Here is an 18,905-nt window from a genome sequence, read left to right as displayed (position 1 = left end):
CACCATATCTTATATTTGTGGGCCATTTATTCCATTAACTATCTTCAAAGACTCTTTCGACGGTTTTCTTACTAGCTTGACCATCATCCCATAAGCAAAATTTATTATAGAATGTCTCATACTTAGCTTCATATTCTTTGATGACATTATCTACATCTTTAATTGTCTCTACAACCTCATCGGTAGTCATCAGTAATGGACCTGGAACTTCCTCTTCCATATCTAAATACATACCTCTTAATTGGTCACGGTATTTCTCTAGATCATACGTATAGAATAATATAGGACGTCTTAAATGTGCATAGTCAAAGAACACCGAAGAATAATCAGTAATAAGCATATCAGAAATCAAGTAAAGCTCTGCAATGTCATCATATTTACTCAGATCATATACGAAACCTTTATATTTGGATACATCAATTTGGTTAGCGATATGATAATGCGATCTAAGTAAGAGTATATATTCGTCTCCAAATTCTTTTTGCATTTTCTTTAAATCTAAATGCAGGGTGAATTTATAGTTTCCTCTTGAGAAAAATTCATCATCGCGCCAAGTTGGTGCATATAGAATAATTTTTTTATCTAGAGGGACTCTTATATTTTTCTTTAACTTCATAATATCTTCTGCATTATTTTTATTATATAAAATATCATTCCTAGGGTAGCCAAACTCAAGCATTTCTTTTTCGTATTTAAAAGCACTTCTAAAAATATCCGAAGAATATTGATTTGGTGAGTTCAAATAGTCCCATCTTCGAGATTGCTCGTAAAAATTCGGTTTATAGTTTGGATCAGCTGAATGTATATCGTTTATATCAAACACCAATGTTTTTAACGGAGTACCATGCCACGTTTGTAAGTATACATTCCCAGGACGCTTATCGAGATATTTAGGCATTCTAGAATTACTCACCCAGTATTTTGCTGTTGCTAAATAATAAAAGTACTTTAGGCTAAATCTTTCGACTTGTATCGGCTTACCAGGCATATCATCTTTCTTTTCTCTCATGCTCCATACAAATTTATAATTCATATTATTATTTAACATATATTCATAAATATGCTTTGGATTATCAGAATAAGATTTAGCTAAAAAGCTTTCAAAAAACACAACATTTTCTTTCATTTTTAATTTCATAAACACTCTTCTGTATAGAAAAATGTAAAATTTACGCCTTGTTTTTAAACCATCTCTAATATCTCGTAAAAATTGATGCCTATTATTTATTTTTTTGTATTTTTTTACGTTACCACTACGAAGGGCAGCAAGTTCTTTTTTGAACAGCCAATCATAATCTCCAATCGTATCGTTGCTCACCTTTTTCATGGAGCTTAATATATTTGGATAAAGTTCATCTATTTTTTCGCCTTCTTTAAAGTATGGAACGATTGTCTTTCTATAGAAATTTAATAATTCCTTATCCAAGTACTCAATCACTAATAAATTATCATATTTATCTCTTAATTGGTTAAATACAAATAAGAAATCCCTTATAACCTTAGTCTCTTCATACTGTATTAATGATGGATTCGAAATCGGATCATTTCTCTTTCGTCTAAAATAAACTGCTTCCTTTAAGTAAAAAATAACTTCATTTTTCATCAGAGCTGGAATCATAAAACTTAAATCAGAAAATACTTCAACTTCCTCGGAGAAAACTAGACCCTCATCCTCTATAAAGTCTCTTCTAATTAAAAAGTTCAGTGCAGATCTATTTTCAATTAATTTATATCTATTATCCGTATAGTGCTTTACTTTAAATAGACCATCAAAAATAATTGCCATGCTATTACTAAAATTAGTATTTCTAACGCTACCTTTTATTAGAGCATTATCCTTTATATGCGTAATTAAAATTTCTAGAGTTTTCTCTGGTAAATAATCATCACTATCGAGGAAATATATAAATTCTCCAGTTGATTTTTCAATACCAAAATTCCTTGCAGCACCTACTCCTTTTCTTTCACTAAAATGAAACAACTTTGTATTTTCATTGCCACTTGCTATATGCTCAAGTAGATTCGTACAATCGTTATCACTATTATCGTTAATTAAAATTATCTCTATATTTTTGTATGTTTGATTTTCCAATGAATCAATACATTCTTCTATAAATTCTGCTGTATTATAAACAGGTATTATAACTGAAATTTTACCTTTATTAATCATGTTTATCTCCTTTAAAAGCTTGATTAAATATAGACTTATAAATTATAACATAAAATTTATACAAACAAAATCCAGTCTCTTTTTATATATGGGTTTAATTATACAACTATAATATATATCTGATATAATATGGAATGATTGATTTTGACTTTAAGGGAGAGCTTTAAATGAAACCAACGATCTATCTGTTAATGAGTAACATCGGTCTTGTGCGGGGTGGAATAACAAAAGCTTCATTAAAGCAAGCTTCTTTGTTTGCAGAGTTGGGATTCGATACCAATATTTTAACCTTTAATTTTAACCCGCGATATCCTTTGATTAGGGAAGAACTATTGAAAATGAATAAAATTCATAAAGATGTAAATATAGTGAATATTTATGAGCACATGGAAGGTTTTACTTCCCCTGAAAAAGTGAAAAAGAAAAAGTCTAAGTTTTCATTAACGAAGTTTACTAAAGGCTTCGCTTATGATAAAAGACCAGAACATAATGCTTATAGAATATATGAAAACGGCATTTACAGAAAATACATTTCATTAGAAAATGATGATACAATTGATTTTATCGACTATCATGATGAAAATCAATATCGGACAAAAAGAGAAATTTATGACCCTTGGGGTAATGTTCGAAAAGTTGAGTATATGGACCTTTCTTTAAACAAGCCAAGGCAATCTGTCTTTTATAACACCAAAGGGGAAGCATATTTAACAATTTGGACGGAACCTAAAACAGGCGAATTCATAAGAATGCTCTTCTTTAATAAAGACTCACTTGAAAAAGTATATGTAAAGGACGATTTCAATTATAAAGTTGATTGGGTTAATAGTATCGTGAAGGATAAGTCCATCGTAATTTCGGATACAAGAACAACAGATAAATTATTATTGAACATAGATGATGAGAAGGTAGCTAAAGTATGGAGATTACATAGTAATCATTTAGGTCCACCTTATCCCGGTGGTACAGAAATAGCACCCAAAGTAAAAACGGGATATAAAAACATAGATAAATTTGACGTGGCAATCTTTCTTTCTGAAGAACAAAGAGCTGATATCACGAATCAAATTGGTATAAAAACAACTTACTGTGTTGTTCCTCATTATCATGAGGTGAAACTAAATAATAGATTATTTAATAATTTTTATAAAAATAAAGATAAAAATTTAGCTGTAATCGTGAGTAGATATAGTTCGATAAAAAGAATCGATCATTCTATAAAGGCTTTTGCTAAGGTAGTGCAAGAAGTTCCCAATGCCCGATTGGAAATATGGGGTTCAGGTAGACAAAAAGATAATTATATATCTTTAATTAACGAACTCGGATTGGAAAATCATGTTTTCCTAAAAGGATTCACACATGATTCCGATGCTGCTTTTCAAAAAGGACTTTTCTCATTATTTACTTCGAAAACAGAAGGTTTTGGTTTATCCTGTTTGGAAAGTATGAGTAATGAAACACCAGTTATTAGCTATGATTTTAAATATGGCCCTAGAGATATGATTGTAAATAATGATAATGGGTTTCTAATAAATAATGGGGACAATGATGAACTTGCGTCAAAAATGATTTATTTATTCAAGAATCCAACTGATGCAATCAAAATGGGTAAAAGAGCTAGGAAATATGTTTCTAAGAACTTCAGTTTAAAGGTTAACAAAGAAAAATGGCTAGAGGTAATTAACAAAGCCATAGAAATCAAATTTAAATAAGTAATTATTATTATATTAAAGTCAGTCCACACCTAAGATATAGATGTGGACTGACTTTGCTTTCTTTATTCTATTTTTTATTCAACATAAGAATTGTGTAACCAAATTCTTTCTCCATTAAAGTCACCACGGTACCAGATATTGTTTCCTACTTTCTCAGTTAGGTGGACATTAAATTGCTGTCCTTTGTATGCTGATAGACTGTTGAAAACTAAATCTTCAGCACCGCCCCATGCTTTGCTGTAGGCTTTTCCTGTCCCTTTGAAAGTGAATGATTTTCTAGCTTTATCTACACCTACATGTGTGTGTGATGACATATCATTCGATTTTACCCAACCAATGACGCCATTCGTTCTGCTTGGTTGTGTGCTAATCAAATAATAGGTTTGACCGTTTAATTTTGCTTGCTTTTTAATATAATAAACTGCATTTAAATGGTTATCTGCATTGAAGCTTGAATTCTCAACACCAATTGTTTTATAGATTGTTGCGTCGGCTCTCAAATGCCCTAAACGACTTGTATTGCTTTCTTCTTTTGTCGTGAGATAGCTTGAATGTAACCAGATCGTTTCACCATTGAAGTTTCCGCGGTACCAAGTGTTACTTCCTACTTTTTCAGTCAAGTGAACGCGGAATTCTTGATTGGCAAACTGTGACATACTGTTATGGACTAAATCTTGAGCGCCGCCCCATGCTTTACTATAAGCTTTTCCTGTGCCTTTGAAATAAAAAGTTTTAGACTTTTTATCAACGCCTGAATGGTTATGAGTAGAAAGATCTCTTGCGTTTACCCAACCAACAACTCCTGACGTACGACTAGGTAACGTACTAATTAAATAATACGTTTGACCTTTGGCCTTTGCTTGCTGCTTAATGTAGTATGCAATATTTGTATATTCTGTGCCTGCTTTAAATGATGGTGCGTTTGTGTATAAGTCTGAGTATATGGTAACATCAGCATTTCTAATATGACCTAGCTTGCTTGTGTTACTCTTTTCAATCAAATAACTTGAATGAATCCAAGCACGCTCTCCATTTAATGTGCCACGGTACCAAGTATTATTTCCTACTTTTTCTGTAAGGTTTACTCTAAATGTTGACCCAGCATGATTAGCTAAGTTATCAACCAAGTCTTTTGAACCGCCCCATGCCTTCGTAAAGGCTTGACCTTGACCTGTAATTGTAAGTGTCTTCGCTCGCTTATCAACACCTGTATGATTATGCGTACTTAAGTCTCTAGCATGTACCCAACCAATCACACCTCTTGAGCTGCTTGGTTCCTCACTAATAAGATAGAATGTGTCACCGTTTGCTTTTGCTTCGCGTTTAATATAATAAACTTTATTTGTTCTTTCTGTACCAGCAGTAAATGACGTTGAGTCATCATAGATCTCTTTAAAGACAGTTACATTTGCATTTTTTAAATGGCCTAACTTACTTGTGCTTGATTCTTGTATGTTTGATAAATGGCTAGAAGAAATCCAGACCGTTTTACCATTTAAATTTCCGCGGTACCAAGTAGTGTTTCCTACTTTTTCCGTTAAGTGAACACGGAAGGTATTGCCAGCATGTGCTGATAAATCATTATATACTAAGTTCTTAGATCCGCCCCAAGCTTTATCATAGGCTTCTCCAGTACCTTTAAAAATAAGTGATTTACTCTTTTTATCAACACCAGTATGCGCATTAGCTGTAACATCCGATGCTCTTACCCAACCAATAACACCATTTCTATTGCTTGGCTGTCTACTTAGTAAGTAATAAGTGTTTCCAGCTATTTTTGCTTCTGCTTTAATATAAAAGACTTCGTTTAAGTTCGTATTACCAGCCGTTGAATAACTCGTTAAATTAAGTGGACTTTGATAAACGCGCGCATTACTAGAATTGATATGTGCTAGTTTACTTGTGTTTGCTTTTCTGCTTTCAACTAACTGATTATGTTTTTGCGTTACGAGACTTACAAACTGACTCCAGTTATAACCCCATTTTGCGAAGTAACCATGTGGATCCACGTGGTTTGTTCCACCTAAGTGAACACTTACAGCACGGTGTGACCACAATGTTCCTCTTCCATTATTATCAGCGCTTGTAACTCCTAATCCATAATCATACAAAATATTTGCGATATAATCTGCATAGTTATTGATAGAGCGCGCGAAATGATCGAAGGTGTGTACTCTCGTTAATTCAACATGGACAAATCGCTGGTTGGCATAGCGTCCACCGCCCCATGCTCCATAATCTAATGGATGGATCTCAATAATATGATTATGATCAACGAATGCATGTACAAATGCATTTCGATGGTTTCTCTCCATATAACTTATTTCTGAATGAATAGTTGAACGATCGTTCGCTGTCTCATGTGCTACTACACCCTCTACAGCGCCATGACCATATCTGTAATTAAACTTTGTAAATTGACTTTTATAATCATAAGCAACACTTGGAACGCTCATGTTACGAATATAATTATTAACATTAGGATAAACATTTCTCGATAGAACAGAGAAAGGTTGCATCTCTACTGTAGGCTCTTCTTCAAGTTCTTCTTGAATAAGTTTCTCATGATGTTCATCTTCAACAACACCATCTCTCCAGCCTTCTGGAATATATTGAAGTTCTTCTTCGCTTAATTTACTAATATCTTCACCATAAACTTCTGTCCCAATCCTGATACCAAGCTCATTGTATTCATCATTTCCCGTTTCGTCTTTTTGCTCTGCCGATAAATATACTGGGAATAACAATGTGAATAGCAATGAAGAAACAATAAAAAATAATGTTTTTCTCATTAAAATCCTCTTTTCTGAAATATAAAAATTACGATGGAACAAAATCTATTAACTATATATGTATCGGCATCTTCTAGTTGAGTTTAAACTTGATTTGTTTGTAAAAAATATGCATATAGCTCACAGTATAGTGAACTATATGCTATTTGGTCTTACCTCTTATATACTGGTATTTCTAGATTTAAATTGTAAATTCCTATCGTTTGATAAAGATTGTACATCGTACTTACTTGCTTTGAAGCCCAACCTATATCTGTAGCGTATTGTCTGCCATATTTTCCTGTCAACGCCATTGCCGCTGGATTCCAACGCATTTTATACAATGTGTTTTGACCATTTCTAACATAGCTGCTTCCAATAAATTTTGCTCCGCCAACGATTGCTAGTGCTGGTGTTGTCCAGCCCTCTTCATATGCTCTCTGTGCCCCACAGTTCACAGGACAAGAATCATATGCACCAATTCCAAACATGTTATAGACCGTTACACCATTGTATTGAACACCTTGTGCTAATGTAGAAGCTCCATGACCAGTTTCTAAAATCGCATGAGAAATTAAATAGATGTCGTTTATACCATGTGTACGGCTAGCGTCAATAAATGCTTGTCCTTGACCATGCAAGGTTCCTTTACCACGCAAGTAATTATTTAATACTGTTGCAGATGCATTACTTGATTTCGTTAAATCCAAGAATTGGAATTTCTGTCTATCGTCATTGATGAAGCTATTTGGATTTAAATAATACGCAACATCTGCAGGACTTGGATTTACCCACTGATGTTTTCTTGTATATTCAATTTGATACCATCCGCCAACTTCTCCAAGTACAGAAACTGTTGCACCTTTTTTCAACTGACCAACAACCCAGAAGTTTGTTCCTGCTCCGCCTCTTACGTTTAACGTATCAGCAGTCACTTTATTGTTACTATCAATATAAGCTTTAGAAACAAATGTGTTGTAGTGTTTGTCTGTTTGTGGTCTAGCGGTTAATTGAATGTCTAATGCCTCATTCAATGTTAGATCATAGTTTTGGTAGTTCGTTATTTGTTCTGCTACGTGAGCACTATGAATCCACATTGTTTCACCATTCATTACACCACGATACCAAGTGTTATTTCCAACTTTTTCTGTTAGGTTAACATCGAAGTATTCACCTGCATGTACAGATAAATCTTCATAGACAAGATCTCGCGCTCCGCCCCATGCTTTCGTATAGGAACTGCCAAGACCGTTCGCATAAAATACTTTCGATTTCTTATCAACCGTTCTATGAGTGTGGGTTGATAGTTCCTTTGCATTGACCCATCCTACTGTACCATTTGTGCTACTTGGTTGATTACTAATCAAATAGAATGTTTCGTTGTGAACTTTTGCTTCTTTTTTAATATAATAGACAGCATTTTGTAGATTTTCAGAGTCTACTATTGTGTTCGCATCTCCAAATGTTTTGAAGATTGTCGCATTCGCTCGTAGATGGCCTAATCTGCTAGTATTACTTTCTGATTTAGTCGTTAAATAACTCGAATGTAACCAGATTGTTTCGCCTCTATGAACACCACGATACCAAGTGTTGTTGCCGACTGTCTCTGTTAAATTAATTTTGAATACTTCACCTGCAAAAGGAGACATGCTCGGGTGAACTGCATCCTGCGAACCGCCCCATGCTTTTGTAAAAGCACTTCCTGTTCCTTTGAAGTAAAGCGTCTTCGCTTTTTTATCTACTGTTCTATGATTATGTGTTGATAGTTCGTTTGATTTTACCCAACCAATCGTTCCATTTGTGCTACTTGGAAGTGTACTAATTAAATAGTATTTTTGATTGTTAAATGTTGCTTCTCTCTTAATATAATAAACAGCATTTAAATATGGAGCCGTATCAATAACAGACGAGGGATCGCCTATTCGTTCATAGATTGTAGCATTGCTTCGTAAATGACCTAGTTTACTTACAGATTTATGGTCAATTCCTTCGGTTGCTACATATGCTGAGTGTAACCAAATTCTTTCACCGTTGATATACCCACGATACCATGTATTATTTCCAACTTTTTCCGTGAGATTAACTTTGAAAGGATAGCCTGTGAACTTAGACATGTCTTGGTAGACTCTATCTTTAGAACCGCCCCATGCTTTTTCAAACGCACTTCCTGTACCTTTAACATATAAGTTCTTTGTTTGTTTATCTAAAGTACTATGTGCATGTGTCGACAGATCTGAGGATTTCGCCCAACCTACAACCCCATTTACCGCACTCGGTAAAGTACTAAGTAAATAGTATGTCTGCCCATTAACTACTGCTTGTCTTTTTATATAATAAACAGCGTTTGTGTGCGTTTCACCAGCTTTAAATGAAATTGATAGATTGTTAATATTCTCATATAAATCAACATCTGCATTTCGAATATGCCCGAGTCTACTAGTTGAAGACTCTTGAACTGTTAGAGCTGCGGCACTTGATACATTTGCTTGAACTTCTTCTTCATTAATTTCTATGTCTTGTTCTATGTTTGTGTCTTCATTGTCTTTTTCTTCTACTTCTTCTGTTACTTCTTTGTTATTTTGATCATTTTCTTCAGTAGCAGGAGTTGGGTTTGCTTTCGCATCATCCACTTCCTCTATCTCTGAATCCTCTGATTCTATAACATCTAAGCTATCTTCCTCATATGTACCTGTCTTATCCTCATCTATATCTATTGAGTCATTTTCTGAATCGTATTCGATGAACTCATTCGTATCCGCTTCCTCACTGAAGTCTAGACTTTGAGCAGACAAATTATAAGGAGATACCATGCTGAAAAGTAGCAAACTAATTAAAAATAAAGCTGTCTTTCTCATGAAGTGCCTCCGTAATATATAATTTTATTTCTTTCTCGAACGAATATTTCACCTCCACATTCTTACTATGTTTCCACTTTTATATATCGACAAATTTCTCATAATATAAAGCGGTAACTCTACTAACCATTTTAACAACTTTCTGGGTATTGTCTATAGTTGAGTGGATTATTAGATATATAGAACTAGACTAGTAATCTATTCGTGTACTTGACGTAGCCAAAAAAATGAATTCCCTTTGTCTAAACAGAGTCTCCTTTAGGTTTAAAGGATTATTTATTTTTGACGATTGTTAAACATAGTTCTAAAGTTTGGTAAAGTTAGATAGTAGAAAGAAATAAAACAATTAATTGTCGAAAATTAAATGACAAATATTGCCGTTAATTCTTTCTCGCAATCGATTGTAAGCTAATTGTTACAATTTATTATATTTCTTGTAAATAAGGTTGAAACAATTCTATATACCTACTATCATGGGTTGGGTGTTAAAATTTTAAAGACTAGTAAAGGAAGTTTAATAATGTACAAGGGTAAGAAACAATATTTTTTTGAAGTTAGTTTTATTCGTGCAATTGCATGTTTATGTATTGTGATGGTTCATGTTTCCGCAGGTTTTTATTATGAAAATGGGAATACATTTGATTCATTCACGCAATTTTTCAATCAAATCACTCGCTTTGGAACTCCTGCTTTTGCAATGATAAGTGGATTCCTTCTATATAATCAGGTGATTAATCGTTCTTTCAAACTCCGTTTCTTTTGGAAGTCGAGAATCACCAAGGTCGTCACTCCTTTTATTGTCTGGAGTGTTTTTTACTTAATTCTAAAGTATTTCTATGGCCAGTTTACTTTGCCTACATTTAGTACTGTAGATGAAACAAAGAATTTTATTTACTTTTTCTTTACGGGTGATAGTAATTATCATCTCTATTTCATTATGATTGTTGTACAATTCTACGTGCTTTTTTCGTTCATTCATAAATTTAAATCGAGAAACCAACTTATTATTTTAACTTTAATTGCCTTCTTTATTAATTATTTTTTTGTCCAGCATTCATTTGATATAAGAGATGGTTATGTAAATATCCTGCTGAATGACCGCGTTTTTCTTTTCCACTGGATTTATTATTTCTTCATTGGTGGACTTCTTGTACATGTTTGGAATCCTTTAATGGAATGGGTGAAGAAAAACTTATTATTTAGCTTATCATTAGGATTAATTGTGGTAATTGGTGGTATAGTTGAGTATCAAATTGTGGATTGGGTAGCAACTAACCGAGTAATTAATATGATAAACTTACCCATACTCTTCATTGCTGGTGCGAGTATTTATTATCTGTTGAAAGCCGCTCCGACCCTTAGAAATGGCATGCTTCAAATTGGAAATTTATCCATGGGAATTTATCTCGTTCACCCGATGATTCTATTTTTTATTAGAAGATACGAGATCTTTACCTGGGTTTACGATTATTCATTCATGCTACCTATCTTATTCCTATTTACAATGGCAATGTCGATTGCTGTAGTTAAGTTAATTCAAGAGTTACCTTTTGGCCAATATATTGTAACTGTAGCTAAACCGATAAAAACGGAGGTCCCTGCTGCCGAGCGTAAACAACGAGTTTCCTAGTATATTAGTCAAATTTCCTCTTATCTTAAGAATAGCTCCTATTATTCTAAGTAACAGTACAATAGACGCATCAAGTTTCATAATTTGACAATAAATACATGTTCCAATAACAATTAATCTGTTGTATAATAAACTAGTGCTCTATTGTTAAGGGCTTGTTAATTATTGATAAAATTAAATTTACGATATATGTTATAATACTAGATAAGTAATTGAACGGAGGTTGTACTAATGAAGAAAGTAATCACTTATGGAACATTCGATTTACTCCATACTGGACATATAAATATTCTTCGTCGTGCAAAAGAATACGGCGATCACCTAACTGTGGCAATTTCTTCTGATGAATTTAACGAACTTAAAGGCAAGAAAGCATATTATACTTTCGAACAGCGTAAATCTATTTTAGAAGCAATTCGCTATGTTGATGAAGTGATTCCTGAGCATAATTGGGAACAAAAGGTAGAAGACGTGAAGAATCATGATATCGATATCTTTGTTATGGGTGATGACTGGAAAGGGAAATTTGACCACTTAAAAGATTTATGTGAAGTTGTCTATTTACCTCGTACAGTAGGCATCTCTACTACGAAGATAAAACAAGATTTAAATGTTGCGAACAATGGCTAGAGAGATAGTAATATCAATCTACCTTTTTGTTTTCCAACTTCTATTTAATATGTTTAAAATATTTCCCCAAAAGAACAAAACCATTGGTGTTGCTTCGTTTGGGGATAATATTTTTTATGCGACAAAAGCTTTAAGAAGTTTATCAGAAGAAGAGATTGTTATTTTAAAAGATTCATCAAGTAACTATACATTTGATGAGTCACAAGCAAAAGTTATTTCCTTTCAATTGAAAAGTCCCTTCGCTTATTTAAAGTCTATTTATCATCTTGCAACAGCTACAACAGTTATGGTAGATACCTATCAAGCTTTTTTAGCTGTCACAAACTTTAGACCTGGAACGACTTGTATCCAGCTTTGGCATGCTGCTGGCGCGATTAAACATTTTGGCTTGAAAGATCCTTCGAATGCAGCGAGATCGCAACGAGCGATGGAACGTTTTCAAAAAGTATATGATAGTTTCGATTATACAGTTGTAGGTTCTGAGAATATGGTAGATGTATTTAAAGAAAGCTTTGGACTAACGGATGACAGAGTTTTAAGAACTGGTATTCCGCGCACAGACGCTTTATTTGATAGTTATAAGAAGCATGATGTTTTAAAAGACATGAAGAAAAAGTATCCGCAAATTCGCGAGCGCAAGATAATTTTATATACACCAACTTTTCGTAAACAACAGCTTTCGGGTTATCAATTAGAACTTGATATATCATCACTTTATCAGGAGTTATCTGATCAATATGTCTTACTCGTCAAACTACATCCTGCTGTATCAGGAGCAATTACAAATCAGTTTGAGGATTTTGTAATTGATGTCTCGAACTACAAAGATACTAACGAACTGCTTCTCATTACGGATTTATTAATTAGTGATTACTCGTCCATTCCATTTGAATTTGCCTTACTTGAAAAGCCAATGATTTTCTTCGCTTATGATATCGACACGTATAGAATTGAAAGTGGCTTGATTGAAGGTTATGAAGATCAAATGCCTGGACCAGTTGTTTTAACAACAACAGAATTGATAAATGTCATACAGCAAGAAGCTTTTGAGTTCGATCGACTACGAACTTTTAAAAATCAATGGAATGAGTATTCTGATGGGAATTCAAGTTTGAAGCTAGCTCAATTTATTACTAAAACAGATGAAAAATCAAAAAAAGCAATTCTCGTATAACACCTTTACCTTAGATCATATCTTAAGTGAAGGTGTTTTTTGTATGGAGTTTTTGTAAATACTACTACTTATCACGGATTTATGTACTACGATAGATGGTAAATAAGGATAGGTGTATAAACAGATAGAGTCGGGTGGCAAACTAATATACACGATATATTTATTTTAAGGAGTTCTTTGAATGAGCCAATCAAGCCTTATTAGGAGCACTTTCATACTAACAATCGCCGCCTTCATTTCCAAGCTCGTTGGAAGTGCTTTTCGAATTCCCCTACAAAATATTGCTGGCGATGAGGTGCTAGGAATTTTCAGCCTTGTCTTTCCAGTTTACATGGTTGCACTTCTCCTGTCCGTTGCAGGAATCCCTCTGGCCATTTCTAAATTGATTGCTGAGTCAAATCAACCGTCCGCAATTAATGAAATATATATTACAGCAAAAATTCTTGCTCTCACATTTGGTGTGATAAGTTTTAGTGGAATTTATGTCTTCTCCGGAGAAATCGCAAATCTTTTAGGTGGGCCTAAGACAGAACTAGCATTAATTGTTGTTGCTCTTACGTTGCTTGTTGCTCCTTACATGGCTGTGTACCGAGGCTTTTTCCAAGGACATGACGACATGCGACCAACAGCGATTTCTCAAGTAATCGAACAATTAACTCGTGTTAGTTTCACCCTGATTATTGCTTATTTATTAGTAGCGAGAAATTATTCGAACGAACGAATTGTCGGATATATGATGATCGGTTCAGTAGTAGGTGCAGTTGCCTCTCTTTTATATTTAAAAGTAAAACATTATCAAACAGGCTTCCGCATAACTACTCAAAAAAAATATACTTTTTCCATCTTCACACGTTATAGCAAAACAATTTTAAACCTTTCCATTCCCATTGCGATTGGTAGTCTGGCAATGGCTTTATTTAATGTTGTCGATTCCTTTACGATTTCCTATGCCCTTCGTTCAATTGGAACAGAAATTGAGACTGTGAATTATTTATATGGCATTTATGGGCGTGGACTAACGATATCTCAAATGACCACGATCTTTGCAACTTCCATCGTCCTTCCAATCGTCCCTTTAATCTCAACAAAATTAGCTGAAAAAGACTCGGGTGCTGTGAAAAGAATCATTGAAAAGGTTCATTATATGACTCATCTAATTTCTTGGCCCGCTGCAGTTGGCTTAGTTGCTTTAACCTTGCCACTTAACTTGGCTCTGTTCACCAACCTTGAGGGTAGTTCGGTAATAGCGATGATGAGTTTTAGTTCAGTCTTTGCCGCTTTATCCATCATTGGTACAGGAATTTTGCAAGGGACGAATTTTGCTAAGCTTGCTGCTTTCATTATTATTGGGGCTGCTCTAGGGAAAGCGCTAATGAATATTTACCTAGTGCCTCATTTCGGTTTAAATGGGGCAGCATTATCTACATTATTGGTGTATTTTTTAATGTTTTTGCTAAATACTATTTATATATTTAAGCACTTCAAATATTCGTTCTTATCTCCAGCTATTCTTAAAATTGGTATCTCTTCATTAGTAATAGGAGTCGTAGTTGGAGTTCCTACATTTTATATTAATTTTGCAAGCTCGGGACGGGGATTCTCGTTACTTTATGTTTCGGTAGCTCTCATCATTGGAGGAGCAATTTATCTAGCATTGTTACTTATGTTTAAAGTAGTTGATAAGCAAGACTTTCGATTGTTAAAGCGATGGTAAAGAGAAAGGGAGTTACCAGATGAATAAACGGATTATAATATGGACTATTCTAATTGTTCTTCTTCTCATTACTTTACCTGGAATTATGGAGAGATGGGCTGTTGAAAGGGAGAATAATACTTATGAAATTGCTGTAGCTTATGAAGAAATTGCTGACCTCGCGACAAGGGGAAATATCACTTTAGATGAGGTTATCCAGCTACTCAAGGAGGCTGGTTTGACTGCAATAAGCCTAGAACCTTCAACACTTCAGCAGTTAGAGGAACAGGGGATTATCACTATTTTTAGGAATACAGATTTAGAAAATATCCTACGATTTACTGAGGGATTTAGCTCTTATATTTTGGTCGAAGGAACTTATCTAACAAGACCTACAGATGAACTTTATATTGAAAAATTAGTTGAAATTTTAAACCCTGAAAAAATAAAAATTGCTGGAGAGTCATTATATTTTATTCCGTATGGCAAAAAATTTCTTGAGACCAGAAGTATTGGATATGATCATACTTCCATAAAACAAATAAAAAATCATCAGCTACAAATTATTTTAAGAGTAGATAATGACACTCAAACAGATATAATCCCTGATCGAACGGATTTTAACCAGAGACTATTGTTTACTGGCGAAGAAGTTTACGGATACCCAGATGGTAATCAAATCAATCAATTTGCAAGTGAGCTTTATGCTGAGGGTTATCACTTTTATACAATCGAATTTGCGAATCAATTGGGGAGTAAAAATGTAGCAGAATCCACGAATTATGATGTTATTCGTTTACATAGTATTCACTTAGATAACAAGTCCTTATCTGAAAATATCAACCAAGCTGTTCGTGCTGTTAAAGAACGAAATATACGGTCTATCTTTTTCCGCCTCCAAACTAAGGATAATGCTAGGGGGATTTTAGAGAACGCGATTCAATTTGTCGCAGGTGTGAAAAATAAAATGCCTGCTTCCTTCGAATTGGCTAGCCCCTATCCTTTTCAAACAATTGACTTACCTATTTGGAGAACCCTATTCGTCTTCGTTGCTGGTATTTTATTTACCTATTTGACTTCTCGAATTCTCGAGAAAAAGTGGATTCGATTATTCGCTAGCATTTTCATGTTGGCCTTGACGATAGCTTACTTTCTTACCGAAAATTTACTTGTACTACAACTTTTCGGATTAATCATTGCGATAATAACTCCAATATTTAGCATCTTAGCAACTTCACAAAAAGGTAATACCAACTTCACCTGGCAATTTATAAAAGCAATTTTGATTAACTTTCTCGGAATTTTTATTGTTGTAGGTTTATTTAATGGAAATGCCTTTATCACAGGCGAGGAAATATTTCGAGGTGTGAAATTAATCTACGTTGCTCCACTATTATTTGTCACTTTATTTATTTTTTATCAAGATGGGTGGCCGACTTTCAAAACAAAGTGGAAGGATATTTTTCAAAATGAAGTGAAGTATTGGCATTTAATCATACTAGGATTTGTTGGGCTTATCGCCTATTACTATTTGAGTCGTACTGGAAATGCTGGAGTAGTAAGTGAGTTAGAATTAACGCTACGTAACTTTCTAGAAGATACCTTATATGTAAGACCTAGAACAAAGGAATTTCTAATTGGCTTTCCATTTTATATTTTAGCGATTTACTTGATCAAAAAACAAGTGAAGTTCAGTAAGTTATTATTAATCCCGGCAACTATTGGTTTTTTATCCATGATGAATACCTTTTTACATTTCCATATTCCGTTGCACCTCTCTCTCCTCCGTTCATTTTACGGAATTGTGCTCGGATATATAATCGGCGTTCTTTTCATATACATCTATAAGGTTTTATCACCAACTGTTCATCGTCTTTTTAAAGGGAGGGCATCCTAGTGCATGTTGTTTTGTCTGGGTATTATGGTTTTGACAACGTTGGAGATGAAGCAATTTTATATGCCATCATTGAAGCACTTAAGAATAACCAACCTTCGATAAAAATTACTGTTCTATCGAATAATCCTGAGGCTACAAAGGCTGCCTATCAAGTAGAGGCTGTTAATCGGCAGAAGTTGAGTGAATTGATACGTGCTTTAAAAGCTGCGGATGGGCTTATTAGCGGTGGAGGAAGTTTGCTACAGGATACGACGGGAATGAAATCAATTCCTTATTATACATCGATTATGCTGCTCGCAAAATTTTATAAGGTTCCTGTTTTTGTATATGCCCAAGGGATCGGGCCAATAAATAGAAAATTAAACAGAAGGCTTGTTGCGTTTACTTTAAACAAAATAGATAGATTAACGGTCAGGGATCCGAAATCAAAACAATTGTTGCAGAATTTAGGAGTAAAACAAGATGTTAGCGTTGTACCTGACCCTGCATTTGTTCTTGGTGGCGAGCATTTTGAATATAGGACATCTTTCAACAAGAAACGGACCATTGTTGTATCTGTTAGAAATTGGAAAGGGCATTCCCATTTTAAAAAACATTTAGCAATTTGCTTAGACGAACTTGCAAGCGACGGTTATACGATTCTCTTTTTACCGATGCATGCAAATCAAGACGAAATAGTTTCACTAGAAATTGCCCAGGAAATGAAAGCGAAAAGTGAAGTCGTTTCCTCTTCTCTTTCAATAAAGGAAAAATTGGAGCTAATCGCCAACGCTCAACTATTAATTGGAATCAGACTTCATGCACTAATTTTTTCTGCGATTACATACACACCATTTGTTGCAATTTCCTACGACCCTAAAATTGATGCTTTTGCTGAGATGTTTAATGAAACCGTTGTTGGACATGTGTCTACAGAAGATTGGGACAGCGAAGTGTTATATTCTACTATTAATGAAAAGCTAGAAAACAGTAGCCACGTAAAAAAGCTACTGAAACAGAAAGTTAATGTATTATATTACTCTGCAACAAACACTGCGAAAGATGCCTTAGAAGTTTTCAGAAATTCTAAGGCTTAGTTTTTATCTACTCTTGATTCATCTCCCTAACCTTCTCATCACTCGGCAGCCTAAATGTGAGTACACCTAAAAGTGGCAGGAAAGAAACAATAATCATTGTGTTTGTTAGCCCGATCCCATCGATCATTATTCCAAACAAAACAGAACCGACTGCTCCCATTCCAAATGCAAGTCCAACAATTAACCCCGACATCGTGCCAATTTTTCCAGGGACAAGCTCCTGAGCATAGACAACCGCTACGGAAAAACTAGAAAGAATAAGTACCCCAATAAGTGCAATTAAAATAATGGCTACAAATGAACCTACAAAAGGTAAAAGAATCGTTAAAGGTGCTGGAACGAGTAAGGAAATAGCAATGATTGTTTTTTTCCCGAATCGGTCTGCAAGCGGACCCCCAATAAAGGTTCCTACAGCTCCCATTAGTAAAAAGGTAAATATAAATGTTTGTGCTTGGGCGATTGTGACGCCATATTCCTGAATCGTATAAAATGCATAATAATTGGAAATTGCACTATGATAAAGCGATCTAGCAAATACTACAAAAACAAGCAAGATAACGGCATTTCGTATCGCTTTTGGCAACTTCACTTTTGTTTTCGGTTTCTTGTTGCCCGCGGTATTTTTCTTGATGATGCGAATTTGTTCCGCGTACCATCTTGAAATATAGACAAGTACCAATGAAGCAATAAACGCTATTGCAACAAACCAAATTGCTCCAAATTGTCCCATGGGAACGAGTACAAGTGCTGTAATGATCGGAGCAAGCGCTTGTCCACTATTTCCACCGACTTGATAGATCGACTGGGCAAATCCACGTCTTGGACCAGCTGCAAGATAAGCTACTCGTGATCCTTCTGGATGGAAAACGGCCGAACCAAAACCAATGAAGACAACACTAATTAAAATCGTCGGTAGGTTTGGTGCAAAGGCAAGACCTAGCATCCCGAACATACTTGATAATAATCCGATTGGAAGTGCATATGGCATTGGGCGTTTATCCGTGTACATGCCTACCACAGGTTGCATAACGGAAGCAACCATATTTAATGTAAAAGTTATCAGTCCAAGTTGCGTAAATGTCAGGCCAAGTGATTGTTCTAGTATTGGAAACATCGCTGGAACGACGGCTTGTAGTGAGTCATTTAATAAATGTGCTAATCCAATAATGATTAAGATGGAATACATTGTTTTATTTTCAGATTGATTTTTAGTTTTTGCTTTCAATTTTTTCGCTACCTTCTACTTTGTCTTTCTACTAATGATAGTGTAGCTTAAATTCCCTCGTTAGACATA

The 18,905-nt window shown here is 34.6% G+C and carries 11 protein-coding genes; 7 read left to right on the top strand and 4 right to left on the bottom strand.

Annotation, left to right across the window (positions count from 1 at the left end; genetic code table 11):
* Positions 1-34: 34 nt before the first annotated feature.
* Positions 35-2,170 carry a bifunctional glycosyltransferase/CDP-glycerol:glycerophosphate glycerophosphotransferase gene (locus ACXYMZ_RS02790; RefSeq protein WP_458946830.1) on the bottom strand — a complete coding sequence of 712 codons (2,136 nt, stop codon included), beginning with the start codon at positions 2,168-2,170 and terminating at the stop codon, positions 35-37.
* Between the two features lie 167 nt (positions 2,171-2,337).
* Here ACXYMZ_RS02790 and ACXYMZ_RS02785 point away from each other — a divergent pair, with 167 nt between their 5' ends.
* Positions 2,338-3,882: a glycosyltransferase gene (locus ACXYMZ_RS02785; RefSeq protein ID WP_458946829.1), complete on the top strand. Its 1,545-nt coding sequence runs from the start codon at positions 2,338-2,340 to the stop codon at positions 3,880-3,882.
* Between the two features lie 77 nt (positions 3,883-3,959).
* Here the strand turns inward: ACXYMZ_RS02785 and ACXYMZ_RS02780 are convergent, their stop codons facing one another.
* Positions 3,960-6,677 (bottom strand): GW dipeptide domain-containing protein, encoded by a 2,718-nt coding sequence (locus ACXYMZ_RS02780; protein WP_458946828.1) that lies wholly within the window; start codon positions 6,675-6,677, stop codon positions 3,960-3,962.
* A gap of 152 nt (positions 6,678-6,829) precedes the next feature.
* Positions 6,830-9,511, bottom strand: coding sequence for an N-acetylglucosaminidase (locus ACXYMZ_RS02775; protein ID WP_458946827.1), 2,682 nt, complete (start codon positions 9,509-9,511; stop codon positions 6,830-6,832).
* A 520-nt stretch (positions 9,512-10,031) separates the two neighbouring features.
* On the opposite strand from ACXYMZ_RS02775, the gene ACXYMZ_RS02770 reads away from it, so the two are divergent.
* From ACXYMZ_RS02770 to csaB, 6 genes are all read left to right on the top strand, one after another.
* Positions 10,032-11,141, top strand: a complete 1,110-nt coding sequence (locus tag ACXYMZ_RS02770) for an acyltransferase (RefSeq protein ID WP_458946826.1) — start codon at positions 10,032-10,034, stop codon at positions 11,139-11,141.
* Positions 11,142-11,372: 231 nt separating this feature from the next.
* Positions 11,373-11,771 carry a glycerol-3-phosphate cytidylyltransferase gene (gene tagD, locus ACXYMZ_RS02765; RefSeq protein WP_458946825.1) on the top strand — a complete coding sequence of 133 codons (399 nt, stop codon included), beginning with the start codon at positions 11,373-11,375 and terminating at the stop codon, positions 11,769-11,771.
* Positions 11,764-12,945 (top strand): CDP-glycerol glycerophosphotransferase family protein, encoded by a 1,182-nt coding sequence (locus ACXYMZ_RS02760; protein ID WP_458946824.1) that lies wholly within the window; start codon positions 11,764-11,766, stop codon positions 12,943-12,945. Before tagD ends, ACXYMZ_RS02760 begins: the two co-directional genes overlap by 8 nt.
* Before the next feature lie 181 nt (positions 12,946-13,126).
* Positions 13,127-14,659: a putative polysaccharide biosynthesis protein gene (locus ACXYMZ_RS02755; protein ID WP_458946823.1), complete on the top strand. Its 1,533-nt coding sequence runs from the start codon at positions 13,127-13,129 to the stop codon at positions 14,657-14,659.
* A gap of 19 nt (positions 14,660-14,678) precedes the next feature.
* Positions 14,679-16,535: a DUF5693 family protein gene (locus tag ACXYMZ_RS02750; protein ID WP_458946822.1), complete on the top strand. Its 1,857-nt coding sequence runs from the start codon at positions 14,679-14,681 to the stop codon at positions 16,533-16,535.
* Positions 16,535-17,611 (top strand): polysaccharide pyruvyl transferase CsaB, encoded by a 1,077-nt coding sequence (csaB, locus tag ACXYMZ_RS02745; protein WP_458946821.1) that lies wholly within the window; start codon positions 16,535-16,537, stop codon positions 17,609-17,611. Before ACXYMZ_RS02750 ends, csaB begins: the two co-directional genes overlap by 1 nt.
* 7 nt (positions 17,612-17,618) lie before the next feature.
* On the opposite strand, the gene ACXYMZ_RS02740 is transcribed toward csaB, so the two are convergent.
* A complete protein-coding gene (locus tag ACXYMZ_RS02740; protein ID WP_458946909.1) occupies positions 17,619-18,797 on the bottom strand; it encodes an MFS transporter in 1,179 nt (392 codons plus the stop codon).
* Between the last annotated feature and the right edge of the window lie 108 nt (positions 18,798-18,905).

It is taken from the genome of Oceanobacillus sp. CAU 1775 (assembly GCF_054482815.1).
This window is presented reverse-complemented; position numbering and strand designations above follow the sequence as displayed.

Coding starts and splice junctions, on each gene's coding strand:
- ACXYMZ_RS02790 (WP_458946830.1), bottom strand. CDS start 2,170: ATGATTAATAAAGGTAAAATTTCAGTTATAATACCTGTTTATAATACA.
- ACXYMZ_RS02785 (WP_458946829.1), top strand. CDS start 2,338: ATGAAACCAACGATCTATCTGTTAATGAGTAACATCGGTCTTGTGCGG.
- ACXYMZ_RS02780 (WP_458946828.1), bottom strand. CDS start 6,677: ATGAGAAAAACATTATTTTTTATTGTTTCTTCATTGCTATTCACATTG.
- ACXYMZ_RS02775 (WP_458946827.1), bottom strand. CDS start 9,511: ATGAGAAAGACAGCTTTATTTTTAATTAGTTTGCTACTTTTCAGCATG.
- ACXYMZ_RS02770 (WP_458946826.1), top strand. CDS start 10,032: ATGTACAAGGGTAAGAAACAATATTTTTTTGAAGTTAGTTTTATTCGT.
- tagD (WP_458946825.1), top strand. CDS start 11,373: ATGAAGAAAGTAATCACTTATGGAACATTCGATTTACTCCATACTGGA.
- ACXYMZ_RS02760 (WP_458946824.1), top strand. CDS start 11,764: ATGGCTAGAGAGATAGTAATATCAATCTACCTTTTTGTTTTCCAACTT.
- ACXYMZ_RS02755 (WP_458946823.1), top strand. CDS start 13,127: ATGAGCCAATCAAGCCTTATTAGGAGCACTTTCATACTAACAATCGCC.
- ACXYMZ_RS02750 (WP_458946822.1), top strand. CDS start 14,679: ATGAATAAACGGATTATAATATGGACTATTCTAATTGTTCTTCTTCTC.
- ACXYMZ_RS02740 (WP_458946909.1), bottom strand. CDS start 18,797: ATGTATTCCATCTTAATCATTATTGGATTAGCACATTTATTAAATGAC.